Source organism: Nonomuraea sp. NPDC050394, from assembly GCF_044459065.1.
Lineage (GTDB): Bacteria > Actinomycetota > Actinomycetes > Streptosporangiales > Streptosporangiaceae > Nonomuraea.
This window is the reverse complement of record NZ_JBITIO010000004.1, coordinates 24,835-44,586: the sequence shown is the minus strand read 5'-3', so window position 1 is coordinate 44,586 and position 19,752 is coordinate 24,835. Positions and strand designations below refer to the sequence as shown.

23 protein-coding genes are annotated in these 19,752 nt (G+C 71.7%); 15 read left to right on the top strand and 8 right to left on the bottom strand.

Annotated features, from left to right (window positions below; all coding sequences use genetic code 11):
* Positions 1-12: 12 nt before the first annotated feature.
* Positions 13-408, top strand: a complete 396-nt coding sequence (locus ACIBKY_RS17765; protein ID WP_397097736.1) for a RidA family protein — start codon at positions 13-15, stop codon at positions 406-408.
* Here ACIBKY_RS17765 and ACIBKY_RS17760 read toward each other — a convergent pair whose 3' ends face one another.
* Positions 409-1,215 (bottom strand): SAM-dependent methyltransferase, encoded by an 807-nt coding sequence (locus tag ACIBKY_RS17760; RefSeq protein WP_397097735.1) that lies wholly within the window; start codon positions 1,213-1,215, stop codon positions 409-411.
* On the opposite strand from ACIBKY_RS17760, the gene ACIBKY_RS17755 reads away from it, so the two are divergent.
* On the top strand, positions 1,156-1,731 hold the full coding sequence (locus tag ACIBKY_RS17755) for a substrate-binding domain-containing protein (protein WP_397097734.1): 576 nt from the start codon (positions 1,156-1,158) through the stop codon (positions 1,729-1,731). The genes ACIBKY_RS17760 and ACIBKY_RS17755 overlap by 60 nt on opposite strands.
* On the opposite strand, the gene ACIBKY_RS17750 is transcribed toward ACIBKY_RS17755, so the two are convergent.
* A complete protein-coding gene (locus ACIBKY_RS17750; protein WP_397097733.1) occupies positions 1,667-2,284 on the bottom strand; it encodes a TetR/AcrR family transcriptional regulator in 618 nt (205 codons plus the stop codon). The genes ACIBKY_RS17755 and ACIBKY_RS17750 overlap by 65 nt on opposite strands.
* A 103-nt stretch (positions 2,285-2,387) precedes the next feature.
* On the opposite strand from ACIBKY_RS17750, the gene ACIBKY_RS17745 reads away from it, so the two are divergent.
* The 8 genes from ACIBKY_RS17745 to ACIBKY_RS17710 all read left to right on the top strand — a co-directional run bounded on the left by ACIBKY_RS17745 (position 2,388) and on the right by ACIBKY_RS17710 (position 10,560).
* Positions 2,388-3,392 (top strand): agmatine/peptidylarginine deiminase, encoded by a 1,005-nt coding sequence (locus tag ACIBKY_RS17745; protein ID WP_397097732.1) that lies wholly within the window; start codon positions 2,388-2,390, stop codon positions 3,390-3,392.
* Positions 3,389-4,315, top strand: coding sequence for a nitrilase-related carbon-nitrogen hydrolase (locus ACIBKY_RS17740; RefSeq protein WP_397097731.1), 927 nt, complete (start codon positions 3,389-3,391; stop codon positions 4,313-4,315). The genes ACIBKY_RS17745 and ACIBKY_RS17740 overlap by 4 nt, the downstream gene beginning before the upstream one ends.
* A gap of 15 nt (positions 4,316-4,330) precedes the next feature.
* Entirely contained in the window at positions 4,331-5,914 is a 1,584-nt protein-coding gene (locus ACIBKY_RS17735; RefSeq protein ID WP_397097730.1) for an ABC transporter substrate-binding protein, read from the top strand.
* A complete protein-coding gene (locus ACIBKY_RS17730; RefSeq protein WP_397097729.1) occupies positions 5,884-6,867 on the top strand; it encodes an ABC transporter permease in 984 nt (327 codons plus the stop codon). The genes ACIBKY_RS17735 and ACIBKY_RS17730 overlap by 31 nt, the downstream gene beginning before the upstream one ends.
* Positions 6,864-7,724: an ABC transporter permease gene (locus ACIBKY_RS17725; protein WP_397097728.1), complete on the top strand. Its 861-nt coding sequence runs from the start codon at positions 6,864-6,866 to the stop codon at positions 7,722-7,724. The genes ACIBKY_RS17730 and ACIBKY_RS17725 overlap by 4 nt, the downstream gene beginning before the upstream one ends.
* Positions 7,721-8,656, top strand: a complete 936-nt coding sequence (locus tag ACIBKY_RS17720; protein WP_397097727.1) for an ABC transporter ATP-binding protein — start codon at positions 7,721-7,723, stop codon at positions 8,654-8,656. The genes ACIBKY_RS17725 and ACIBKY_RS17720 overlap by 4 nt, the downstream gene beginning before the upstream one ends.
* A complete protein-coding gene (locus ACIBKY_RS17715; RefSeq protein WP_397097726.1) occupies positions 8,649-9,398 on the top strand; it encodes an ABC transporter ATP-binding protein in 750 nt (249 codons plus the stop codon). The genes ACIBKY_RS17720 and ACIBKY_RS17715 overlap by 8 nt, the downstream gene beginning before the upstream one ends.
* 85 nt (positions 9,399-9,483) lie before the next feature.
* Entirely contained in the window at positions 9,484-10,560 is a 1,077-nt protein-coding gene (locus ACIBKY_RS17710) for an agmatine deiminase family protein (RefSeq protein WP_397097725.1), read from the top strand.
* Here ACIBKY_RS17710 and ACIBKY_RS17705 read toward each other — a convergent pair.
* The gene (locus tag ACIBKY_RS17705) at positions 10,557-11,948 is read right to left on the bottom strand and encodes a serine hydrolase domain-containing protein (protein ID WP_397097724.1); all 1,392 of its coding nucleotides are present in this window, start codon (positions 11,946-11,948) and stop codon (positions 10,557-10,559) included. The genes ACIBKY_RS17710 and ACIBKY_RS17705 overlap by 4 nt on opposite strands.
* Before the next feature lie 105 nt (positions 11,949-12,053).
* Between ACIBKY_RS17705 and ACIBKY_RS17700 the strand changes: the two genes are divergently transcribed.
* The 4 genes from ACIBKY_RS17700 to ACIBKY_RS17685 all read left to right on the top strand — a co-directional run bounded on the left by ACIBKY_RS17700 (position 12,054) and on the right by ACIBKY_RS17685 (position 15,888).
* A complete protein-coding gene (locus ACIBKY_RS17700) occupies positions 12,054-12,770 on the top strand; it encodes a TetR/AcrR family transcriptional regulator (RefSeq protein WP_397097723.1) in 717 nt (238 codons plus the stop codon).
* A gap of 346 nt (positions 12,771-13,116) precedes the next feature.
* Positions 13,117-13,788, top strand: a complete 672-nt coding sequence (locus tag ACIBKY_RS17695) for a GPP34 family phosphoprotein (RefSeq protein ID WP_397097722.1) — start codon at positions 13,117-13,119, stop codon at positions 13,786-13,788.
* Positions 13,789-13,808: 20 nt separating this feature from the next.
* Positions 13,809-15,278, top strand: a complete 1,470-nt coding sequence (locus ACIBKY_RS17690) for an APC family permease (RefSeq protein ID WP_397097721.1) — start codon at positions 13,809-13,811, stop codon at positions 15,276-15,278.
* Between the two features lie 25 nt (positions 15,279-15,303).
* Positions 15,304-15,888 (top strand): GNAT family N-acetyltransferase, encoded by a 585-nt coding sequence (locus tag ACIBKY_RS17685; protein WP_397097720.1) that lies wholly within the window; start codon positions 15,304-15,306, stop codon positions 15,886-15,888.
* A gap of 90 nt (positions 15,889-15,978) precedes the next feature.
* On the opposite strand, the gene ACIBKY_RS17680 is transcribed toward ACIBKY_RS17685, so the two are convergent.
* The gene (locus ACIBKY_RS17680; protein WP_397097719.1) at positions 15,979-16,671 is read right to left on the bottom strand and encodes an SDR family NAD(P)-dependent oxidoreductase; all 693 of its coding nucleotides are present in this window, start codon (positions 16,669-16,671) and stop codon (positions 15,979-15,981) included.
* A gap of 96 nt (positions 16,672-16,767) precedes the next feature.
* Here ACIBKY_RS17680 and ACIBKY_RS17675 point away from each other — a divergent pair, with 96 nt between their 5' ends.
* Positions 16,768-17,178 (top strand): winged helix-turn-helix transcriptional regulator, encoded by a 411-nt coding sequence (locus tag ACIBKY_RS17675; protein ID WP_397097718.1) that lies wholly within the window; start codon positions 16,768-16,770, stop codon positions 17,176-17,178.
* On the opposite strand, the gene ACIBKY_RS17670 is transcribed toward ACIBKY_RS17675, so the two are convergent.
* The 4 genes from ACIBKY_RS17670 to ACIBKY_RS17655 form a co-directional block, all read right to left on the bottom strand.
* Positions 17,175-18,341 carry an MFS transporter gene (locus ACIBKY_RS17670; protein ID WP_397097717.1) on the bottom strand — a complete coding sequence of 389 codons (1,167 nt, stop codon included), beginning with the start codon at positions 18,339-18,341 and terminating at the stop codon, positions 17,175-17,177. The genes ACIBKY_RS17675 and ACIBKY_RS17670 overlap by 4 nt on opposite strands.
* A gap of 37 nt (positions 18,342-18,378) precedes the next feature.
* Complete coding sequence (locus ACIBKY_RS17665; protein WP_397097716.1) at positions 18,379-18,816, bottom strand: iron chaperone; 438 nt, start codon at positions 18,814-18,816, stop codon at positions 18,379-18,381.
* A 47-nt stretch (positions 18,817-18,863) separates the two neighbouring features.
* Positions 18,864-19,160: a hypothetical protein gene (locus ACIBKY_RS17660; protein ID WP_397097715.1), complete on the bottom strand. Its 297-nt coding sequence runs from the start codon at positions 19,158-19,160 to the stop codon at positions 18,864-18,866.
* Positions 19,161-19,256: 96 nt separating this feature from the next.
* On the bottom strand, positions 19,257-19,730 hold the full coding sequence (locus ACIBKY_RS17655; RefSeq protein ID WP_397097714.1) for a carboxymuconolactone decarboxylase family protein: 474 nt from the start codon (positions 19,728-19,730) through the stop codon (positions 19,257-19,259).
* Positions 19,731-19,752 lie beyond the last annotated feature (22 nt).

The following is a 19,752-nucleotide window of genomic DNA, read 5'->3' as shown; positions in this document are numbered from 1 at the left end:
GAGGGTGCTCCCATGGCATTGGAATCCATCAACCCCGGCGAGCTGGACCCACCGGCGACCTACAGCCACGTCGTCGTCGCCACCGGCACGCGGATGGTCTTCATATCCGGTCAGGTGGCCGAGGACCGGGCGGGCAACCTCGTCGGGCCCGGGGACATGACGGCCCAGGCGCGCCAGGTGTTCGCCAACATCGGGCACGCGCTCGCCGCCGCGGGCGCCCGTCCCGACCAGGTGACGAAGCTGACGATCTTCGTCGCCGGATACCGGCGTGAGCACCTCGCGCAGATCGAGGAGGGCAGGGTCGCCCTGTTCGGTGAGCACAAGCCGGCGGACACGCTGGTGGGGGTCGCGGCGCTGTCCAGGCCGGAGTACCTGCTTGAAGTCGACGCCGTCGCGGTCACGACGTAGCTACGGCTTGCGGCCCACCGCGGCGTACATGTTGGTGGCGGTGTCCGGGAGGGGCCGGTCGCCCGGGGCGGGGCGCCAGCGGGGCATCGGGACGACGCCGGGGTCCAGGAGGTCCAGGCCGGTGAACAGGCGTTCCACCTCGGCGCGGGTGCGCAGGTACATGGGGATGCCGCTGCTGGTGTACTCGCGGGCCAGTTGCTCGGACTCGGGGGCCAGATCGGCGGTGGGGATGGTGACGGCCAGGTAGCTGCCGGCGGGAAGCGGGGCGATCAGGGCCTCCACCAGGCCCTGGGCGTCTTCCACGAACTGGAGCATGGCGATCACCGTCAGGGCCACCGGGCGGGTGAGGTCGATCACCTCGTGCAGCGTGGGGTCGCCGAGGAGCGCCTCGGGGGAGCGCATGTCGGCCTGGATGTAGGCGATGCGGCCCTCGGGCGTACCCGCCAGCAGGGCCCTCGCGTGGGTCAGCACGATGAGGTCGTTGTCGACGTAGACGATCCGGGCCTCGGGCGCGCTCTCCTGGACGACCTCGTGCAGGTTCGGGGAGGAGGGGATGCCGGTGCCGATGTCGACGAACTGCTGTACGCCCGCGTCGGCCAGGTAACGGGCCATCCGGTGCATGCAGGCGCGGTTGGCGAGCATCGAGGTGCGCAGTCCCGGCCAGTTGGTCAGCACCTTGGACGCGGTCTCCCGGTCGGCGGCGAAGTTGTCCTTGCCGCCCATGATGTAGTCGTAGACCCGCGCCGAGTGCGGCCGGTGGGTCTGCAGATCCACCGGTGTGGGCCGGTTCTGTGGAACGTCCTGCATATCCGGATTCCGCCTTCCGGTCGTGGTCTTCTGGCCCCGCACTCAAGATCCACCATAGGGCACAGAGCGGGCAGGGCGCCCGACCATGGGCGGGCCGAAGCGAGTGACGGCTGGTGTGCCGCGCGCGGTCGGCCTCCGCTCATCGGCCAGACTCCCTTCGTCGGCTCGGCGGAGTCCCGGTACCAGGCCGCCGACCGGCTACTGAACGATCATCCGGAGCTCGACGCCGTCGTCAGCGCGCCCGAGGGCGGCGCGCTCGGCATCCTCCAGGCGGCGGAACGGCGCCGCATCCGGGCACCTGGAGACGTGCTCATCGCCTCGTGCGTCGACCACTCCTCCCTCTGGAGCGCCAAGCCGCCGATCACGGCCATCGACCTGAACCCGCGCCTCATGGGCCGGTACGGAGCCGAGCTCCTCGCCGACCTCCTGGAAGGCAGGGCCGCGGCCCCCGTCACGCGGGCCCTGCCGACCCGTCTGGTGGAGCGTGACTCGACCCTTCCCCGAGCTCCGCGATGACGGCGCCCTCCACCAGCTCGCGGGCGCGCTCCAGGGTCATCGAGCCGCTGAGCCAGCGCTCGCTCACGCCTTCGACCAGGGCGGTCAGCCGTTCCGCCACGTCCAGCGGATCGGCCCGCTCGGCGGCCAGCCCTGCCGCCTGAGCCTGCCTGATCATGGCGGCGAGGTCGTCGACCCAGCCGCGCGTGGAGGTGCTGAGCGGCTCGCGCAGGTCGGGGTTGAAGACCGCGCTGGCTCGCAGCTCACCCCAGGCCGCGCTGTTCTCCCGGACCGCGGGGGTGTCCTGCAGTTCGAGGAGCAGGAGCAGTTCGAGCTGCTGGCGCGGGTCCTTGCCGATCTCCATGGCCTCGTGCGTGTAGCGGCCGGCACGCTCGTTGACGAACTCCAGTGTCTTGCGCATGAGCCCGGCCCGGTCGCCGAAGTGGTAGTAGATCAGCGCGGTCGACACTCCGGCCTCGGCGGACAGCTTCTCCACCCGTAGCCCGCGCACGCCGCTGTGGGCGATGACGCGGACGGCCGCTTCCAGGATCTGCCGCTGGCGATCGGACGACATTTCACCTCACGTCGCAGGTTCGGGGACACCTTGACTGAATCTTCAGTCGGTGGGCACTATAGCAACTCCGCAAGGCTGACTGAATTTTCAGACAGGAGTGATCATGCGTATGCCCGCCGAATGGGCCGTCCATGACGGCTGCCTCATGGCCTGGCCGACCCGGGAGGAACTGTGGGGCGACGTGCTCACCTCCGCCCGGCAGGAGTACGCGGCGGTGGCCCGCGCCATCGCGCGGTTCGAGCCGGTGACGATGGTGGCGCTGCCCGGCCAGGGTGAACAGGCGCGTGAGCGGTGCGGCGACACGGTCGAGGTGATCGAGCTGCCGATCGACGACTCCTGGCTGCGCGACTCCGGCCCGATCTTCGTGCTCGGCCCGGACGGCTCCCGCGCCGGCGTGGACTTCCGCTTCAACTCCTGGGGCGGCAAGCACCACCCCTGGGACCGCGACGACAGGATCTCCGCCCTGCTCCTGGAGCGCCTCGGCGTCACCCGCGTCGAGTCCCGCATGATCCTTGAGGGCGGCGCGATCACCGTCGACGGCGAGGGCACGCTGATCACCACCGAGCAGTGCCTGCTCCACCCCAACAGGAACCCCGGCCTGACCCGCGCCGACATCGAGGACGAGCTCAAGGCCAGGCTGGGCGTCACCAAGGTGATCTGGCTGCCGTACGGCGGGCTGGAGGACAGGGAGACCGACGGCCACGTGGACGGCGTCGCCGCGTTCACCGCCCCCGGCAGAGTGCTCATCCAGCTCCCCGACGACCCGGGGCACCCCGACTACGCCCGCATGCGCGCCAACAAGGCGGTCCTGGAGGCCTCCACCGACGCCGCCGGGAGACCGTTCGAGCTCGTCGAACTGCCCCAGAGCGTGTTCACCGAGGTGGCCGGGGAGACGGTCGAGGTCGGCTACCTGAACTTCTACGTGGCCAACGGCGGCGTGGTCGTGCCCGTCGCCGGGGCCGAGAGCGACGAGAAGGCCCTGGCCGTCATCGCCGGTGCCTTCCCCGGCCGCACCGTGGTCGGCGTGCGCACCCCGGTCATCGCCTACGGCGGCGGCGGAGTGCACTGCGTCACCCAGCAGATCCCGGCCGCCGGGCAGGCCTCGTGAACTACGTCGAACTGACCTCCTACGGCTCGCCGCTCGGCTCGCCCGCCCGGCCCGGCACGGAACCCGGCACCCTCCTGCGGGCCGGCCTGGTCCAGATGCGCTGGCAGCCCGACGAACGGGCCCACGACGAGGCGCTGCGCACCGGGGTACGCCTGGCCGCCGGCCTCGGCGCCGAGGTGGTCTGCCTGCCCGAGCTCACCCGCAGCCCCTACTTCGCCGCCGACAAGACGCGGGCGCAGGACGCCGCCCGGTACATGGAGGACCTGCCCGGCGGCCCCACCACCGCGCTCGCCACCGAACTGGCCGCGGACCTGGGTGTCACGGTGCACGCCTCCCTGTACGAGCGGGCCACCGACGGCGGCCTCGGCTACAACACCGCGATCTGCGTGGACCCGGACGGCACGCTGCTGGCACGCACCCGCAAGCTGCACATCCCGCGCTTCCCCGGCTACCACGAGGACCTGTGCTTCCGCCCCGGCGACACCGGCTTCCCCGTGACCGAGATCGGCGGCGCCAGGTTCGGCTTCCCCACCTGCTGGGACGAGTGGTTCCCCGAGCTGGCCAGGACCTACGCGCTGGAGGGCGCGCAGGTGCTGGTCCACCCGACCGCGATCGGCTCGGAGCCGGAACTGCCGCACTTCGACACCCGGCCCATGTGGGAGCACGCCATCTCCGCCAACGGGCTGGCCAACGCTCTGTTCATGGTGGTGCCCAACCGGGTCGGCGCGGAGGGGCTCATCACCTTCTACGGCTCGTCGTTCATCTCCGACCCCTATGGCCGCGTGGTGCTGCGCGCCCCCCGGGACCGGCCCGCCGTGCTCGTCGCCGACCTCGATCTGGACCAGCGCCGCGACTGGCTGGAGTTCGGCCTGATCAACACCCGGCGGCCGGAGCTCTACGGCGCGCTGACCCGCCCGATCTGACCCCAGGGAGAGCCCATGCGGATCGCAGCACTCACGGCCCTCGTCTTCATGGCGGTGGCCTGCGGCGGGGCCGCCACCCCCCACTCCACCGCCGGCACGAGCTTCACGCTGTCGCCCACGACCCCGCCCGCCAAGGGCGAGATCGAGGGCTTCACCTGGTCCATCTACGCCGAGCCGCCGACGCTCGACTACGTCTACGCCTTCGACTACCCGCAGAACATGATCCTGTCCAACGTCTGCGAGAGCCTGATGCGCTGGACCCCGCAGCTCGGCCTGGAACCCGGTCTGGCCGAGGAGGTCGAGCAGCCGGACGCGAAGACGTTCGTCTACCGCATCAGGCCCGGAGTGAAATACCACGGCGGCGGCGAGGTCACCGCCGACGACGTCGTCTTCAGCCTGCGCCGCCACCTGGACACCGCCCTGGGCTCCTACTGGGCCAAGTCCTTCGACCGGGTCGCCTCGATCGGCAAGAGCGGCCCGATGGAGGTGACCGTACGGCTGAAGCGGCCGGACTCCCAGTTCAACCAGTGGATGGCCACCTCGGCGGGAACGGTCGTCAACCCGCGCTCCGTCCAGGCAAAGGGCCGCGACTACGGCAACCCGGACGGCGGCGTCGACTGCACCGGCCCCTACCGGCTCGGCCCGTGGCGCAAGGGCGAGTCGATCGCGCTCGACCGCTTCCCCGGCTACTGGGGCAAGAAGGCGAAAGCCGGGCAGGTGACCTTCCGCTTCATCACCGACCCGGCCGCCAGGACCAACGCGATGCTGACCGGCGAGGTCGACGGCGGCTACCTCATCGCCCCCGAGAGCTACGCGGGCCTGCGCGCGGGCGGCAAGGGCTCGCTCTACTTCGGCAAGAGCCTGACCACGGTCAACCTCGCCTTCACCAACCTCAAGGGCACACTGAGCGACGTCCGGGTACGGCGGGCGCTGTCGCTGGCCCTGGACCGCGACGGCTTCATCAAGACGGGCCTGCAGGGCGTCGGCTCGATCGCCACGGCCCCCGCGCCCGGGGACGCCTGGCCCCGGCAGACGGCGGCACAGACGGGTGCCAAGCGCGACGTGGCCGCGGCCAAGGAGCTCATCCGGCAGGCCGGCGCCACCGGCAAGAAGATCACCGTGGCGACCAGCCCGATCGGCACGGACGTGTCGCTGCTGGCCACGGCCGTACAGGCGGCGGGCACCGAGATCGGCCTCGACGTCGAGCTCAAGACCATCGCGCCCGACGCCTACACCGCGCTGTTCTCCGACCCGAAGGCCCGCTCGGCCGTCGACCTGTTCCCCTGCACCTACTACCTGTCGATCACCGACCCGCTGGCCAGCTACTCGATCTTCCGCAGCGACGGCTTCGAGAACTACATGGACTACGCCGACCCCGCCTACGACGCGCTCGTCGACGAGGCAGTCGCCGAGTACGACCCGGTCAAGCGGGCGGCGCTGACCGCCGGGCTGGGGCGGAAGGAGGCCGAGCAGGTGCTCTGGATCCCCGTCGCCGAATGGCCCACGTCGCTGTACCTCAGCAGGCGCATCACCGGTGCCCCGACCTCCATCGCCTACATGTACTACCCGTGGGCGGCCGACGTGGGCGCGGCCGGATGATCGCCCGCTTCCTGCTGCGGCGCCTGCTGGAGCTGGCCATGACGCTGGTGGCCGCGTCGTTCCTGGTGTTCGGCGCGGTCCACCTGGCCCCTGGCCGCCCGGAGACCTTCCTGCTCGGCGGCCGGGCGGCCAGTCCGGAGGCGCTCGCGGCGATCCGGGCCCAGTACCACCTGGACGACCCGTTCTTCCTGCAGTACCTGAAGTGGGCGGGCGGCGTGCTCACCGGCGACCTGGGCCGCTCGATGCAGTACCGCAGCCCGGTGCTCGGGCTGATCGAGGCCCGGCTGCCGAGCACGCTGCTGCTCATCACGATGGCCGCCGTGCTGGTCGTGGTCTTCGGCATCGGCCTGGGCCGGCTGGCCGCGGTGGGCGGGCCCGCCACCGACTCGGCGGTGCTCGTCGGCACCTCGGTCGCGCTCGGCACCCCGTCGTTCGTCGCCGCCATCGGCCTGCTGTGGGTGTTCTCCGTGCAGCTCGGCTGGTTCCCGACGATCGGCAGCGGCGACGGGCTGCCCGACATGATCTACCACCTGACGCTGCCGTCGCTGGCGCTGGCCCTGTACTGGACCGGCTGGCTCGCCCGGGTCACCCGCGGCGCCATGAAGGACCAGCTCGCCCTCGAACACGTCACCGTCGCCCGCAGCCGCGGCCTGCCCGAACGCCTGGTGATCCGCCGGCACGTCCTGCGCAACGCGCTCGGCCCGGTCGCCACCGTCAGCGGCCTGACCCTGTCGGGGCTGGTCATCAGCACCGTGCTGGTCGAGGCCGCCTTCGGCATCGGCGGGCTCGGCGCGCTGCTGGAAAGCTCCGTGCAGGTCAAGGACTTCCCCGTCGTCCAGGCCATCACCCTGCTGGTGGTCGCCCTGTTCACGGTGACGAACCTGATCGTCGACCTGTGCCAGCCGCTGGTCGACCCCCGCGCCCGGCTCGGCGTACGGAGTGATGCCGGATGACCGCCGTCGACCCGATCATCCACCGCCCGGTCCTCCGCGGCCTGCGCACCGGCCGGAACCGGCTCTACCTGACCTGTCTCGCCTTCGCCGCGCTGATGGTCGCGGTCGCGCTGGCCGGGCCCTGGCTCGCCCCCGCCGATCCCAACGCGAGCGACCTCGGCGCCGCCCTGACCGGCCCGTCGCCGGCCCACCCGCTCGGCGCCGACGCCGCCGGCCGCGACACCCTCTCCAGGCTCATCGCCGGAGCGAGCGCCTCGTTGCTGGGCCCGATCGCCGTCGTCCTGTTCTCCACCGTCGCGGGAGTCCTGGCCGGCGTCACCGCCGGCTGGTTCGGCGGCCTGCCGGACACGCTGCTGTCACGCGCCGCCGAACTGCTGCTCGCCTTCCCCGCCCTGCTCGTGGCGATCGTCTTCGTCTCCCTGTACGGCACCGGCCTGGCCGCCCCGGTCATCGCCCTCTCCCTGGCCTATCTGCCGTACGTCAGCCGCCTGGCCCGCGACCTCACCCTGTCAGAACGCCGGCGGCCCTACCTGGCCGCCTACCGGGTGCAGGGCTTCTCGGGCCTGTCCATCTGCGCGCGCCATCTCATCCCCAACATCGCGCCCGTGGTGCTCGCCCAGTCGTCGGTCAACTTCGGCTACGCCCTGCTCGACCTGTCCGCCCTGTCCTACCTGGGCCTGGGCGTGCCGCCCCTGACACCCACCTGGGGATCGATGATCAACGACGGCCAGTCCGCCCTGCTCCAGGGCCATCCCCTGTCGGCCATCCTGCCGTGCGCGGCGATCGTGCTCACCGTGGTGGCGTTCAACGTCGTCGCCGAGCACTGGGCCGACCGTGTGTCACGGAGGCGGGGATGAGCGTGCTGCGCGTCACCGGCCTGCGGATGTGGTTGCCCGGCGCGCTGCGGCCGGTCCTCGACGGCGTCGAGCTGAGCGTGGGCGAGGGCGAGACCGTGGCGCTGGTCGGGGAGTCCGGCTCGGGAAAGAGCCTCACCTCGCGGGCCGTGCTCGGGCTGTTCCCCGACGGCGCCGAGGTCGAGGGCGGCGTGGAGGTCGCGGGGCAGGACGTGCTCGCGCTGACCCCTGCCCGGCTCAGGGAGCTGCGCCGCCGTACCGTCGCGATGATCTTTCAGGACCCGCGGGCGGGCATCAACCCGCTGCGCAGGATCGGCGACTTCCTGGTCGAGGGGCGGCCAGGGTCGCGTGATCGCGCCCGCGAACTGGTGGCCGCCGTCGGGCTGGAGGCGCGGGTGCTGCGGCAGTACCCGCACGAGCTGTCGGGCGGCATGCTGCAGCGCGTCATGATCGCCGGGGCGCTGATGGGCGATCCGAAGCTGCTGCTGTGCGACGAGCCGACCACCGCCCTCGACGTCACCACCCAGGCCGAGATCGTGGCCCTGCTGGGCGAGGTGCGGCGGAGGTTCGGGACCGGGCTGCTGTTCGTCACCCACGATCTGGAGCTCGCCGCGGCCATCGCCGACCGTGTCCACGTCATGTACGCGGGCCGGATCGCGGAGAGCGGACCGGCGGGGACGCTGTTCTCCCGCCCGCGCCACCCCTACACCGCGGCCCTGCTCGCGGCCACCCCGCGGGTGCAGGCGCCGCTGGCGCGGCTGGCCACCGTTCCCGGGCAGCCGCCCGATCTGCGGACCGAGCTCACCGGCTGCGCCTTCGCCCCGCGCTGCCCTCGCGCGACGCCGCAGTGTCATGACGACGTTCCCGCGCCGCTCGCCCGCGGCGAAGGGATCGTCGCCTGTCACCACAGCATCCCCGGGGGAGAGCGTGCTTGAAGTTGAAGGGCTGTCCAAGTCCTACGGAAGCGTCCAGGCGGTCCGCGACGTCAGCTTCACGCTGGCCGAGGGCGGCTCGCTCGGCGTCGTCGGCGAGTCGGGGTCGGGCAAGACCACCACCGCCCGCATCGTCCTCGGCCTGGAGCGCCCCGACGCCGGACGCGTCACCGTGGGCGGGCACGACCACTCACTCCGTCGTCGCGGCCGTGCCGGACGGCTGCGCCTGGCCCGTGAGGTACAGATCGTCTTCCAGGACCCGTTCCTGTCGCTGGACCCGCGCCTCAGCGCCAGGACGGTCCTGCGGGAGACCCTGAAGCTGCACTTCCCCGCCCTCGACCCCGCGCGGCGGATCGCCGAGCTTCTCGACCAGGTGGGCCTGGGGGAGCGGGAGGCGGACGCGCTGCCGCGCCACCTGTCGGGCGGCCAGCGCCAGCGGGTCGCCATCGCCCGCGCGCTCGCCGCCGAACCCGCCGTCCTCGTCCTGGACGAGGCGGTCGCCGCCCTCGACGTCTGCGTCCAGGCGCAGATCCTCAACCTCCTGGCCGATCTGCGCGAGCGGACCGGCACCGCGTTCCTGTTCATCACCCATGATCTCGGCGTGGTGAGCCAGGTCACCGACCACCTGGTGGTCATGCGGCGGGGGGAGGTCGTCGAACGCGGTACGACGGCGTCGGTGCTGGCCGATCCACGACACGCCTACACGCGGCTCCTGCTGGCGTCGGTACCCCGGCCGCCCGGCTAGGCTGCTCCTAACCAAAATTTCAGTCAGGGGGACTGTGATGCGTATTTCTCGACGTCAGACGCTACAAACGGCGATATTCGCGGCCGTGGGAGGCGCGCTGAGCGCGTGCGGCTCGTCCGTGACGGGATCCGGGGCGGCGAAGCAGGGGCCCAGCCCGGAGGCGGCCGGGTGGCTGATGCCGGAGGAGACGCATCCGCACCAGAAGACGTTCATGTCGTGGCCGACCGAGCTCATCTGGGAGTCCGACACCGCGGGAGTGCGCGACGACATCGCCGGCATCGCCCGCGCGATCGCCGGCTTCGAGCCGGTGGTGCTCCTGGCCAACCCCGGCGACGTCAAGGCCGCGCGGCGCGCCTGCGGTTCGCAGGTCGAGGTCGTGCCGATCCCCGTCGACGACCTGTGGATGCGCGACACCGGTCCCACGTTCGTGCTGCGCGGCAAGGACATCGCCGGCGTCGACTTCAACTTCAACGGCTGGGGCGGCAAGCAGAAGCACGCACGTGACAAGGACGTCGCCCGGCAGATCCTGGCCAGGGAGCGCGTCACCAGGATCCAGGCGCCGATCGTCGGCGAGGGCGGCTCGATCGAGGTCGACGGCGCGGGCACGCTGATGGCCACCGAGAGCTCACTGATCAACGACAACCGCAACCCCGGCAAGAGCCGCGCCGACATCGAGCGCGCGCTGACGCGGACCGTCGGCGCGACCACCTTCATCTGGGTGAAGGGCGTCAAGGGCAAGGACATCACCGACTACCACATCGACGCCCTGGCCCGATTCTCCGAGCCCGGCGTCGTGGTGATCAGCACCCCGCCGCGGGACGCTCCCCAGGACGTCTGGACCGGCGCCTACGACCAGGCCCGCAAGGTGCTCGACAAGGCCGTCGACGCCCGCGGCAAGCGGCTGGAACTCGTCGAACTGCCCGAGCCGGTCGACATCGGCAGCCGCGGCGAAGGCTTCCTCGCCACGTACGTCAACTACTACGTGGTCAACGACGGCGTCATCCTGCCCCGCTTCGGCGACAAGAAGGCCGACAAGGACGCCGCCGCCATCGTCGGCGAGCTCTACCCCGGGCGCGAGGTCGTCCAGGTGCCCGTCGACACCCTGGGCGAGGGCGGCGGCGGCATCCACTGCGCGACCCAGCAGATGCCCAAGCCGAACTAAGGCGCCTTGACGGCGACACGCATGCCGACCTGCACGTACGGCCTGCCGTCCGGCAGCGTGGCGCAGACCACCGGCCAGAACTCCTCCCCGACCGGCATGCCGGCGGCGGCGAACACCGTGGCGCCCGCCGACCGCGACACCGGCACCAGATCGGCCTCCAGCGGCGGGGAGAAGTGCCGCATCTCATCGACGAACTCGTAGCGCAGGCGCCCGCCGCCGTCCGCGCCCCGGCTGATGGTCGTGACGACCCCGGCCCTCGGGTACGTCCCGGCCAGCGGCGTCAGGTCCACCTCCGGCGGGTTCGCCGGCGGGGCGAAGGGCGGCGGCATGCGTACCCCGGCCAGTTCGCCGAGCAGCTCCCGGAACAGGCCGGCGTACAGGCGGCCGGCCGCGCCGCCGTTGGCCAGCAGCGCGACGGCCACGCCCGCGCCGGGCAGCACGCGCAGGAAGGAGAACTGGGAGACGGCGCTGCCGTCATGGCCGAAGCCGGGGACCCCGTTCCAGTCGTGCAGGGTCCAGCCCAGGCCCCAGCCGTCGGCCGAGACGGACCACTTGTCCAGGCTGTCCGCCTCACGCCGCCGCATCGCGGCGACCGCGCCGGCGGGCAGCACGGGGGCGCCGCCGGGGGCGAGCCCGCCGTCCAGGTGCATCTTGGCGAAGCGCACGACGTCTCCCGCCGAGACGATCACCCTCCCGTACGGCCCCGCCGAGCGCGGCATCATGTCCCAGGCCGGCGCCGGTTCTGGCGCCCGGCCGGGCTCGCCCATGTGGCCCATGGCGGCGCGGAAGCGCAGCGCCTCCTCCGGCAGCGTCATCGAGCGCTCCAGCCCCAGCGGCTCGAACACCCGCTCCCTCAGCGCCTGGTCCCAGGTCCTGCCGGTCAGCACCTCGATCAACCGGCCCAGCACCACGTAACCGGAGCTGCCGTAGGACAGCACCATGCCGGGCGGGCAGTCGAGCGGCACCTCGCGCAAGGCCCGGACGTACCCGGCCAGGCAGTCGTCGCCCCGCCCCGAGTCGTACATGAAGTCGTTGGTCATGCCGCCGGTGTGCGAGAGCAACTGCCTGATCGTGATCGTCGCGGTGGCGTCCGGGTCGGGGGTGCCGAACTCGGGCAGCGAGGCGGCCACGGGAGCGTCCAGGTCCAGCTCGCCCGAGGCGGCCAGCTGCATCACGAGGGTGGCGGTGTACACCTTGGCCAGCGAGCCGGCCAGGAACACCGAGTCGGGTGTCGCGCGCACACCGGTGCCCCGGTGCAGCAGCCCGCTGGCCAGTTCGTGGACGGTGCCGCCGGTCAGCACCGCCAGCGTGGCCCCGGGCACGTGGTGGGCGGCGCGCAGCTCGTCGAGCCTGGACTGCCACCGGTCAGTGGCGAAGGGGGTTGTCATGGCTTCCTCCGTACAGTGTTCGGGTTCCGCACACTGTACGGAGAGCGTTCGGTGTGCGCAAGCCGTACACTGTGCGGAAGAGAGTGCGCGAGACGAGGAGACGACATGTCCGGCGAGAGGGAACTGTCGGTGTGGACCCGTCCGCGGCCCCGGCGCAAGGAGCAGCCGGCCCTGAGCCGCGGGCAGATCGTCGCCGCCGCGCTGGACCTGCTGGACGCCGAGGGCATCGACGCCCTGAGCATGCGCAAGCTCGGTACCCGGCTCAACGCGGGCGCCACCTCCATGTACACGCACGTGGCCAGCAAGGAGGAACTGCTCGAACTGGTCGTGGACGAGGTCTACGGGGAGATAGAGCCGCCGGAGCCGGGGGAGGACTGGCGGGCGGTCATCGTGCGGTTCGCCGGGAACGTTCGGGCGGGGCTGCTGCGCCATCCCTGGATGGGGTCCGTGCTCGGCGAGGCCGGAGTGGCCTACCTGGGGCCGAACGTGCTGCGCATGTCGGAGGGCACGCTCGCCGTGTTCGAGGCGGGCGGCTTCTCCCTGAAGGCGGCCGACCGGGCGCTGAACACGGTCATGGCCTACATCATCGGCCGGGCGACCAGCGAGGCCGCGTGGCTGACGAGGCTGGCGCGCCGTGGCCAGAACGAACAGGAATGGGCCGAACGTCTGTGGCCCGCGGCCGAGGAGGCCGTCAGGGCCTACCCGAGGCTCGCCGCCCTGTACGCCGACCAGCGGGGCCAGGACCAGCGGGAAGCCCGGGAGCGGGAGTTCGAGGACGGGCTCGAATGTGTTCTGGACGGCCTGGCGGCCCGGCTGAAGTGAGGGCAAATCACATATGACATGGCGAAATTACCCATCGCCCTCATAGCGGCATCATAAGCTGCGAGCTCGGCATAGAACCCCACGTTAAGCGCCATCTGCGCTAACGGAGAGACATATCGTGATTTATGTTCATGCCGATACTTGTGAAGAGTCAAGTGATGCTTGACGCCCTGTGGGTGTATTCACCATGATCAGCCGGGTTGGAAAAGTGCGGATTTGCGTGCCGGCAAATCCCGACAGGAGGCCCGGAATGGATCGCACCGTCGTTGGCACCCCTCGTCACCCCACGGCCCGCACCCGCGCGCCCGAGGGAGCAGCCTGACCGATTCGTCCCCCTCCGATCCTCATGACATCCCGACCCGTCCTTCCCCTGGCCGACGATCTGTTCCTGGTCGCCTGGGACGTCACCATTTCCGGGCAACCCCGCCTGCACCCGCACGGCATCGCCCTGGCGCTGGCCGGAGCCCTGCTGACCGAGCTGGTGTACGCCGGGCGGCTGGCCGTACGCGGAGAACAGCTCGTCGTCGTCGGCCGGGGCGCCGTCCAGGACCCCCTCACCGCCAGCGTGCTGGCCGAACTGGTCGCGCACCCGCAGCACACCTCGATCCCCACCTGGCTGGCCTACATGGAGAGCCAGGCCACCACCATGGTCGCCGACCGGCTCATCGGCGACGGGCTGCTCGTCCGCGAAAAGCCCCGCCTGCTCAAGAACCGCCAGTGCCGCTACCGCTACGCCTCCCGCGCCGTCTTCGGCCGGGCCGCCTGGCCCCCGGAGCGGCTGCGGGGCTGCCTGGTCGCGCACCGCCCCGTCCCCGACCAGGACATGATGCTTCTCGCGCTCGTCGACGCGTGCGGCCTGACCCCCGTGCTGCTGAACGACCCCGCCATGCGCCGGACCGGCGAGGCCTATCTGGCGACCGTCCTGCGCGCCCTGCCCGCGCCGCTGACCGTCCTGGCCCGCCAGGTACGCGCCGCCGTCGGCAACGCCGTCCTCACCTATCGCACCCGCCGCCTCTGACCCCCTGGAAAGGACCCCCCGTGACGACGCAGCATCGCCACCCCCCGGGCGACCGGATCACCGCCGCGCTGGCCGCCAACCGTCTCGGCGTGCCTGCCGTCGCGTTCTTCGTCCTGTCGGCGGCCGGGCCGCTCAGCGTCATCGCCGGAGTGGTGACCACCGGCTACGCCGTCACCGGGATCACCGGCCTGCCGATCGCGTTCCTCGTGGTCGGCGCGGTCCTCGCGCTGTTCGCCGTCGGGTACGTGGCGATGGCCCGCTACATGGCCAACGCCGGGGCCTTCTACACCTACGTCACCCACGGCCTGGGCCGTCCCGCCGGAGTGGCCGCCGCCTGGGGGGCGCTGCTCGCCTACAACTCCATCCAGGTCGCCCTGTACGGCGTGTTCGGCGCCGCCTCCGTCCCGCTGCTGGCCGCCTGGCTCGGCATCACCCTGCCCTGGTGGGTCATCGCCCTGGTGGCCTGGGCCCTGGTCCTGGTGCTCGGCCTGTCCCGCGTCGATCTCAACGGCCGCGTGCTGGCCGTCCTGCTGACCGCCGAGATCGCGATCATCCTCCTGTTCGACCTGGCCGACCTGTTCAACCCCGCCGGGGCGTCGCTGGCCTGGGAGGCGCTGTCACCGGCGGCGTTGTTCTCGCCCGGGATCGGGGCGCTGCTGGTCATCGCCATCCTGGGGTTCGTCGGCTTCGAGGCCGCCGTCGTGTTCTCCGAGGAGTCGCGCGACCCGCGCCGCACCATCCCCGCCGCCACCTACCTGTCCGTCGCCGTGATCGCCGGTGTGTACGCGCTGTCGTCCTGGGTCATGCAGGTGGCCATCGGGCCCGCCAACATCGCCGCCGTCGCCCGCCGCGACAGCGCGGAGACCATCTTCATCCTCGCCGCCGACCACATGGGCGACGTGATCGCCACCATCGGCCGGGTCCTCTTCATCACCAGCACCTTCGCCGCCATGCTCTCCTTCCACAACACCAGCGCCCGCTACCTGTTCGCGCTCGGCCGCGAACGCGTGCTGCCCGAGGTGTTCGGACGCACCACCGCCCGCACCGGCGCCCCCAAAACCGGATCCATCGCCCAGAGCTGCCTCGGCCTGCTGGTCATCGTCGTCTACGCCATCCTCGGACTCGACCCGATGGTCCAGCTGTTCTACTTCGGCGGCACCTTGGGCGGCTTCGGCATCCTGGTGCTGCTCACCGTGACCGCGATCTCCGTGCCGATCTACTTCGCCCGCAACCCCCACACCGAACCCCGCACCCACGCCCTCATCGCCCCGGTGGCCGCCGCGATCATCCTGGTGGTCATGCTCGGGCTGGCCGTCACCAACTTCGCCACCCTGCTCGGCGTGCCCGAGGGCGAGCCGCTCGCGGTCATCCTGCCCAGCCTGTACGGCATCGCCGCCGTACTCGGCCTGATCTGGGCCTTCGTCCTGCAACGCCACCGCCCCGGCATCTATCACCAGATCGGCCAGGGCGCCAAGGCCGTCGCGTCCTGATCCGCCACCCCGAAGGAGCACACCCGTGTCCGAGTCCCGCGTCGTCCACCGGGCCGCCTACACCGACGTCGACCAGGTGGCCGCCCTGGTCGGCACCGCCTTCGCCGGTCTGGGGGTCGTGGCGTACATGATCTCCGACCCCGGACGGCGCGCGCCGGTCATGTCCGCCTGGGCCGCCATCCTCGTCGAGGACGCACTCAAACACGGTCACGTCGACCTCGTCACCGATGGGCCGGACCTGCTGGGCGCCGCCGTCTGGTTCCACCGCGAGGAGCCCCTGCCCGCGCCGGACGACTACGACCGGCGCCTGGCGGAGGCGGTGGGAGAGCACCAGGAGCGCTTCCAGATCGTCGACGAGCTCCTGGAGGAACACCATCCCCACGCCCCCCACCACCACCTGCTGTTCCTGGCCGTGCACCCGGACCACCAGAACCGCGGCCTGGGCAGCGCCCTGATGGACCACCACCACGCCACCCTGAACGGCCTGCCCGCCTACCTGGAATCCGCCAGCCCGGAAAGCAGCCGCCTGTACGCCAGGCACGGCTACGTCGAGCGCCGGCCGATCGTCCTCCCGGACGGAGCCAGATTCTGGCCCATGTGGCGGCCCTGACGATCGGCCACCGACGGTGCCCCCGTCGTCGCCGGGCTCAGCCGAACGGCGCGCTCACCTCGTAACCCGAGGCGGTGGCCGCCCGGCCGGTCACTGGTGCCGGGCGACGAGGGCGCGGAAGGCTTCCACGTCGCCGATGACCTCCTCCACCTGGTCACGCTGCCGGTACATGCGCAGGTAGCGGGCGCCGATGGCGTCGGGGTCGCCCTCGCCGCCGCCGGGGACGACCCCCGTGGCGATCGTCACCGTCCCCACGTGGACGCCCTCGGGCTTGAGTTCGGCGTGCAGGGAGTGCGCCCAGTTGCGCAGGCCGGCCATCGCCGCCCCCACGTTGGCCAGGAACGGCGCGGGGACGGTCGAGGAGACGCCGGTGGTCAGCAGGATCGCGCCGTCGCCGCGGGCGCGCATGTCCGGCAGCACCTGGCCCACCGCGTGCACAGCGCCGAGCAGGTTCAGCTCGAACTGCGCCGTCGCCGACTCCACCGTGGTCTGAACGGCGCCGGTGATCGGCCCGGTGGGGCTGGGGCCGTACTCGAGGACGTCGATCGCCCCCAGCCGCTCCTTCGCCGCGGCCAGCGCGGCGGCGAGGACGTCACGGTCGCGGATGTCGGCGGGGAAGGCGGCCGCGCCGATGCCCAGGCCGGTGAGTTCCGCGACCAGCGCGTCCAGCTTCTCCGGGGTACGCGCGATCAGCCCGACCCGGAACCCCGCGCGCCCGAACGCACGCGCGACCCCCATCCCCAGCCCCGGCCCCGCACCCACGACCACCAGTGTCTTAGCCATGACCTGCTCCCTTACTCTTTGTTCGTAGCAGCATGGCTTGTTACTAATGTGGGGGACAAGACGGCACATCTGTGCCGGTGACGCACACGGAGGTAAGTGTTGGCGACCCGCGGCGTACTCTCCCCGCCCCTCGACGAGCCGGATCTGGAGGCGTGCCGGGAGGTGCTCCAGATCCTGGCGCTGATCGGCGACAAGTGGAGCATCATGGTCATCGGTCAGCTCCAGGACCGCACCCTGCGCTTCGGCGAACTGCACCGCGCCGTCACCGGCATCTCCCAGCGCATGCTCACCCGGACCCTGCGGCAGCTCGAACGCGACGGCCTGCTGTCGCGCCACGTCCACCCCAGCGTCCCGCCCCGCGTGGACTACGCGCTCACCGAACTCGGCACGACGCTGCTGGACTCCGTCGTCCGCCTCGGCGAATGGGCCAGGACACACCGGCACGAGATCAACGGCAACCGCCGCCGCTACGACGCCGAGGTGGCCGCCCGCTCGGCGGCGCCCTAGCGATGGGCGGCGGCCGACACCGCCGCCAGCCCGGCCAGCCCGATCAGCGCCGCCGTCACGGCCCCCGCGTCGAACAACGGCCCGATGACCAGTCCGCCCACGAAGGCCGCCAGCCCGGACACGAACGCGTACATGCCGTTGTAGACCCCGACCCGTCCCCCGGGCGCGCGGCCGACGATCGTCTGGAAGGCGGCCGGCGTGGTCAGGCCGTTGCCCAGCCCACTCAGGACGGCAGCCGCCACCAGCACCGCGACCTCCCACCCCGGCAGCACCGGGTAGGCGGCCAGGACCAGGTAGCCGCCACCCAGGCAGAGCAGGCCGCCGCGCATCACCCAGGGCCGTTCCGCCCTCCTGGCCACGAACGGCTGGACGCCTGCCGTCGCGACGGCGACCGTACAGAAGAAGAGGGTGATCAGGCCGGAGTGGCCGACGCTCAGCGGCACCACGGACACGGCCTGGCTGACCAGCAGCGTGCCCGGCGCGGTGACGACGGCGAAGCGCAGGAACGGCCGGTCGCGCACGACCTCGGCCACCCCCCGCGCGAGCACGAGGCCCTCGGCCCGCCCGTCGGGGCCGCCCACCCGGCGCAGCATCCAGAACAGCACGGCCGCCACCGCCCACGCGGCGGCCGACACGCTCGCCACGAGCGCGAACCCGCCCGCCAGCAGCACCAGCCCGACCGGCGGCCCGGCGACCGCGGCGATCTGGCCCGTCACCACGTAGGTGCCGAAGCCCTTGGGACGCACCCCGTCGGGCAGCCTGGCCAGCAGCGTCTGCGCCGCGGGATGGAACAGCGCCCCGCCGATCGCGAGCAGCAAGGCACCCGCCACGAACCCGCTCAACGTGTCGGCCAGCCCCAGCAACCCGAACGCGGCGACCCTGAGCACGCACGCCGCCGCCCCGGCCAGGCCGGGACCGATCCGGTCCACCAGCCAGCCGAAGGGCAGGAACAGCGCGTACTGCATCCCCACCCGCAGGCCCAGCACCAGCGCGATCGTGCCCGCGAGCAGGCCGACGTCGTCGCGCAGGTGCGTGACCAGGTGGGCCATCACCGCGTAGTAGCCCAGCGAGGCGGCCAGTTGCACGCACACCACGGCCGCGATCACACGACGGCCCGAGACGACCGGTGCTTCGGCGGGCGGGGAGGTACGCGGCAAGGTCACCAATCCGGGAGCGGGGGAGCTCCCGAGGATACCGGCCTCAGCCGACGGCCTTCTTCACCAGCGCGGTGATCCGGGCCTCGACCTCGGGCGTCATGTCGAGCAGGCCGAAGGAGGTCGCCCACATCGGGCCGTCGTCCAGCTTCGCGTCCTCGCTGAACCCGAGCGTCGCGTACCGGGTCTTGAACTTCGCACTGCCCTGGAAGAAGCAGATGATCTTGCCGTCCAGGGCGTACGCGGGCTGGCCGTACCAGAGCTTGGGCGCGAGGCCCGGGGCGGCGGCGGTGACGATGGCGTGGACCCGCTCGCCCAGAATCCGGTCGTCCTCCGGCATCTCGGCGATCTTCTCCAGCACGTCCCGCAGGGCCTCGGCGGCCTTGTCGGCCTTCGTGCCGCGGCGCGCCGACTTCTTCATCTCCGTGGCGTGGTCCTTCATCGCGGCCCGCTCCTCGGCCGAGAATCCCTCATAGCTGCTCATGGCAGATCTCCTTCGTGAAACTGGACTTGAAACGTATCGCCCGCCGGTCAGGACTCGTCGATGACCTGGCCGTTCTGGGCAGTGGCGTCCTTGGTCAGTGCCATGGTCAGCGGGGCCTCGGGGAAGTTGGGCAGGTCGGCGAAGGCGGCGCCCATCTGCCCGATGCTCTCCCAGTGCCAGGTGTCGGTGTAGGAGCCGTCCTCCAGCCTGACCAGCACCGCGTGGGTGAGGCCGGGGTGGCTCTCGCGGATGGTGGCGATCAGTGAGCCACGCCGGGCCAGGAACTCCTCGAGGTCGGGCTCGGCAACGGAGTAGCGGTGCGCGCGTACGACGGAACGGTTCATCAGTGCTCCTCGGGTTGTTGTCCGTGTGAGAACAGAGTGCGCGCCCGGGTTAATACATCCGCTGTGCGCCGGCGATGTATGGGACGGCGGTGCCGTCTACCCCCACTGGCCGGGCTGGTAGCCGCCCGCGGGCTGCCGGGTGATGACGTTCATGCGATTCCAGGCGTTCATGACGGCGATGGCCGACACCAGGGCGGCGAGCTGGTCCTCGTCGTGGTGCTTGGCGGCGTTCGCCCACGCCTCGTCGGTGACGCCGCCGGCCGCGTCGGCGACGCGGGTGCCCTGCTCGGCCAGCTCCAGGGCGGCCCGCTCGGCGTCGGTGAAGACCGTCGCCTCCCGCCAGACCGCGACCAGGTTGACGCGCACCGAGGATTCCCCCGCGTGCGCGGCGTCCTTGGTGTGCTGGTCGACGCAGACGGCGCAGCCGTTGATCTGGCTGACGCGCAGCTGCACCAGCTCCAGCGTCGTGGCCGGCAGCGACGAGCCGGCCACCGCTCTGCTCACCGAGACGAAGTACTTCGCGGCCTTGGCGCCGACCGGGTTGGCGGCGTAGTCGAACCGGGCGTCCATGGAGATCTCCTTGCCGTGGTGG

Excerpts from the sequence above, each read along its gene's own strand:
- ACIBKY_RS17765 (WP_397097736.1), top strand. The coding sequence starts at position 13 with ATGGCATTGGAATCCATCAACCCCGGCGAGCTGGACCCACCGGCGACC.
- ACIBKY_RS17760 (WP_397097735.1), bottom strand. The coding sequence starts at position 1,215 with ATGCAGGACGTTCCACAGAACCGGCCCACACCGGTGGATCTGCAGACC.
- ACIBKY_RS17750 (WP_397097733.1), bottom strand. The coding sequence starts at position 2,284 with ATGTCGTCCGATCGCCAGCGGCAGATCCTGGAAGCGGCCGTCCGCGTC.
- ACIBKY_RS17745 (WP_397097732.1), top strand. The coding sequence starts at position 2,388 with ATGCGTATGCCCGCCGAATGGGCCGTCCATGACGGCTGCCTCATGGCC.
- ACIBKY_RS17735 (WP_397097730.1), top strand. The coding sequence starts at position 4,331 with ATGCGGATCGCAGCACTCACGGCCCTCGTCTTCATGGCGGTGGCCTGC.
- ACIBKY_RS17725 (WP_397097728.1), top strand. The coding sequence starts at position 6,864 with ATGACCGCCGTCGACCCGATCATCCACCGCCCGGTCCTCCGCGGCCTG.
- ACIBKY_RS17720 (WP_397097727.1), top strand. The coding sequence starts at position 7,721 with ATGAGCGTGCTGCGCGTCACCGGCCTGCGGATGTGGTTGCCCGGCGCG.
- ACIBKY_RS17705 (WP_397097724.1), bottom strand. The coding sequence starts at position 11,948 with ATGACAACCCCCTTCGCCACTGACCGGTGGCAGTCCAGGCTCGACGAG.
- ACIBKY_RS17700 (WP_397097723.1), top strand. The coding sequence starts at position 12,054 with ATGTCCGGCGAGAGGGAACTGTCGGTGTGGACCCGTCCGCGGCCCCGG.
- ACIBKY_RS17695 (WP_397097722.1), top strand. The coding sequence starts at position 13,117 with ATGACATCCCGACCCGTCCTTCCCCTGGCCGACGATCTGTTCCTGGTC.
- ACIBKY_RS17680 (WP_397097719.1), bottom strand. The coding sequence starts at position 16,671 with ATGGCTAAGACACTGGTGGTCGTGGGTGCGGGGCCGGGGCTGGGGATG.
- ACIBKY_RS17665 (WP_397097716.1), bottom strand. The coding sequence starts at position 18,816 with ATGAGCAGCTATGAGGGATTCTCGGCCGAGGAGCGGGCCGCGATGAAG.
- ACIBKY_RS17660 (WP_397097715.1), bottom strand. The coding sequence starts at position 19,160 with ATGAACCGTTCCGTCGTACGCGCGCACCGCTACTCCGTTGCCGAGCCC.
- ACIBKY_RS17655 (WP_397097714.1), bottom strand. The coding sequence starts at position 19,730 with ATGGACGCCCGGTTCGACTACGCCGCCAACCCGGTCGGCGCCAAGGCC.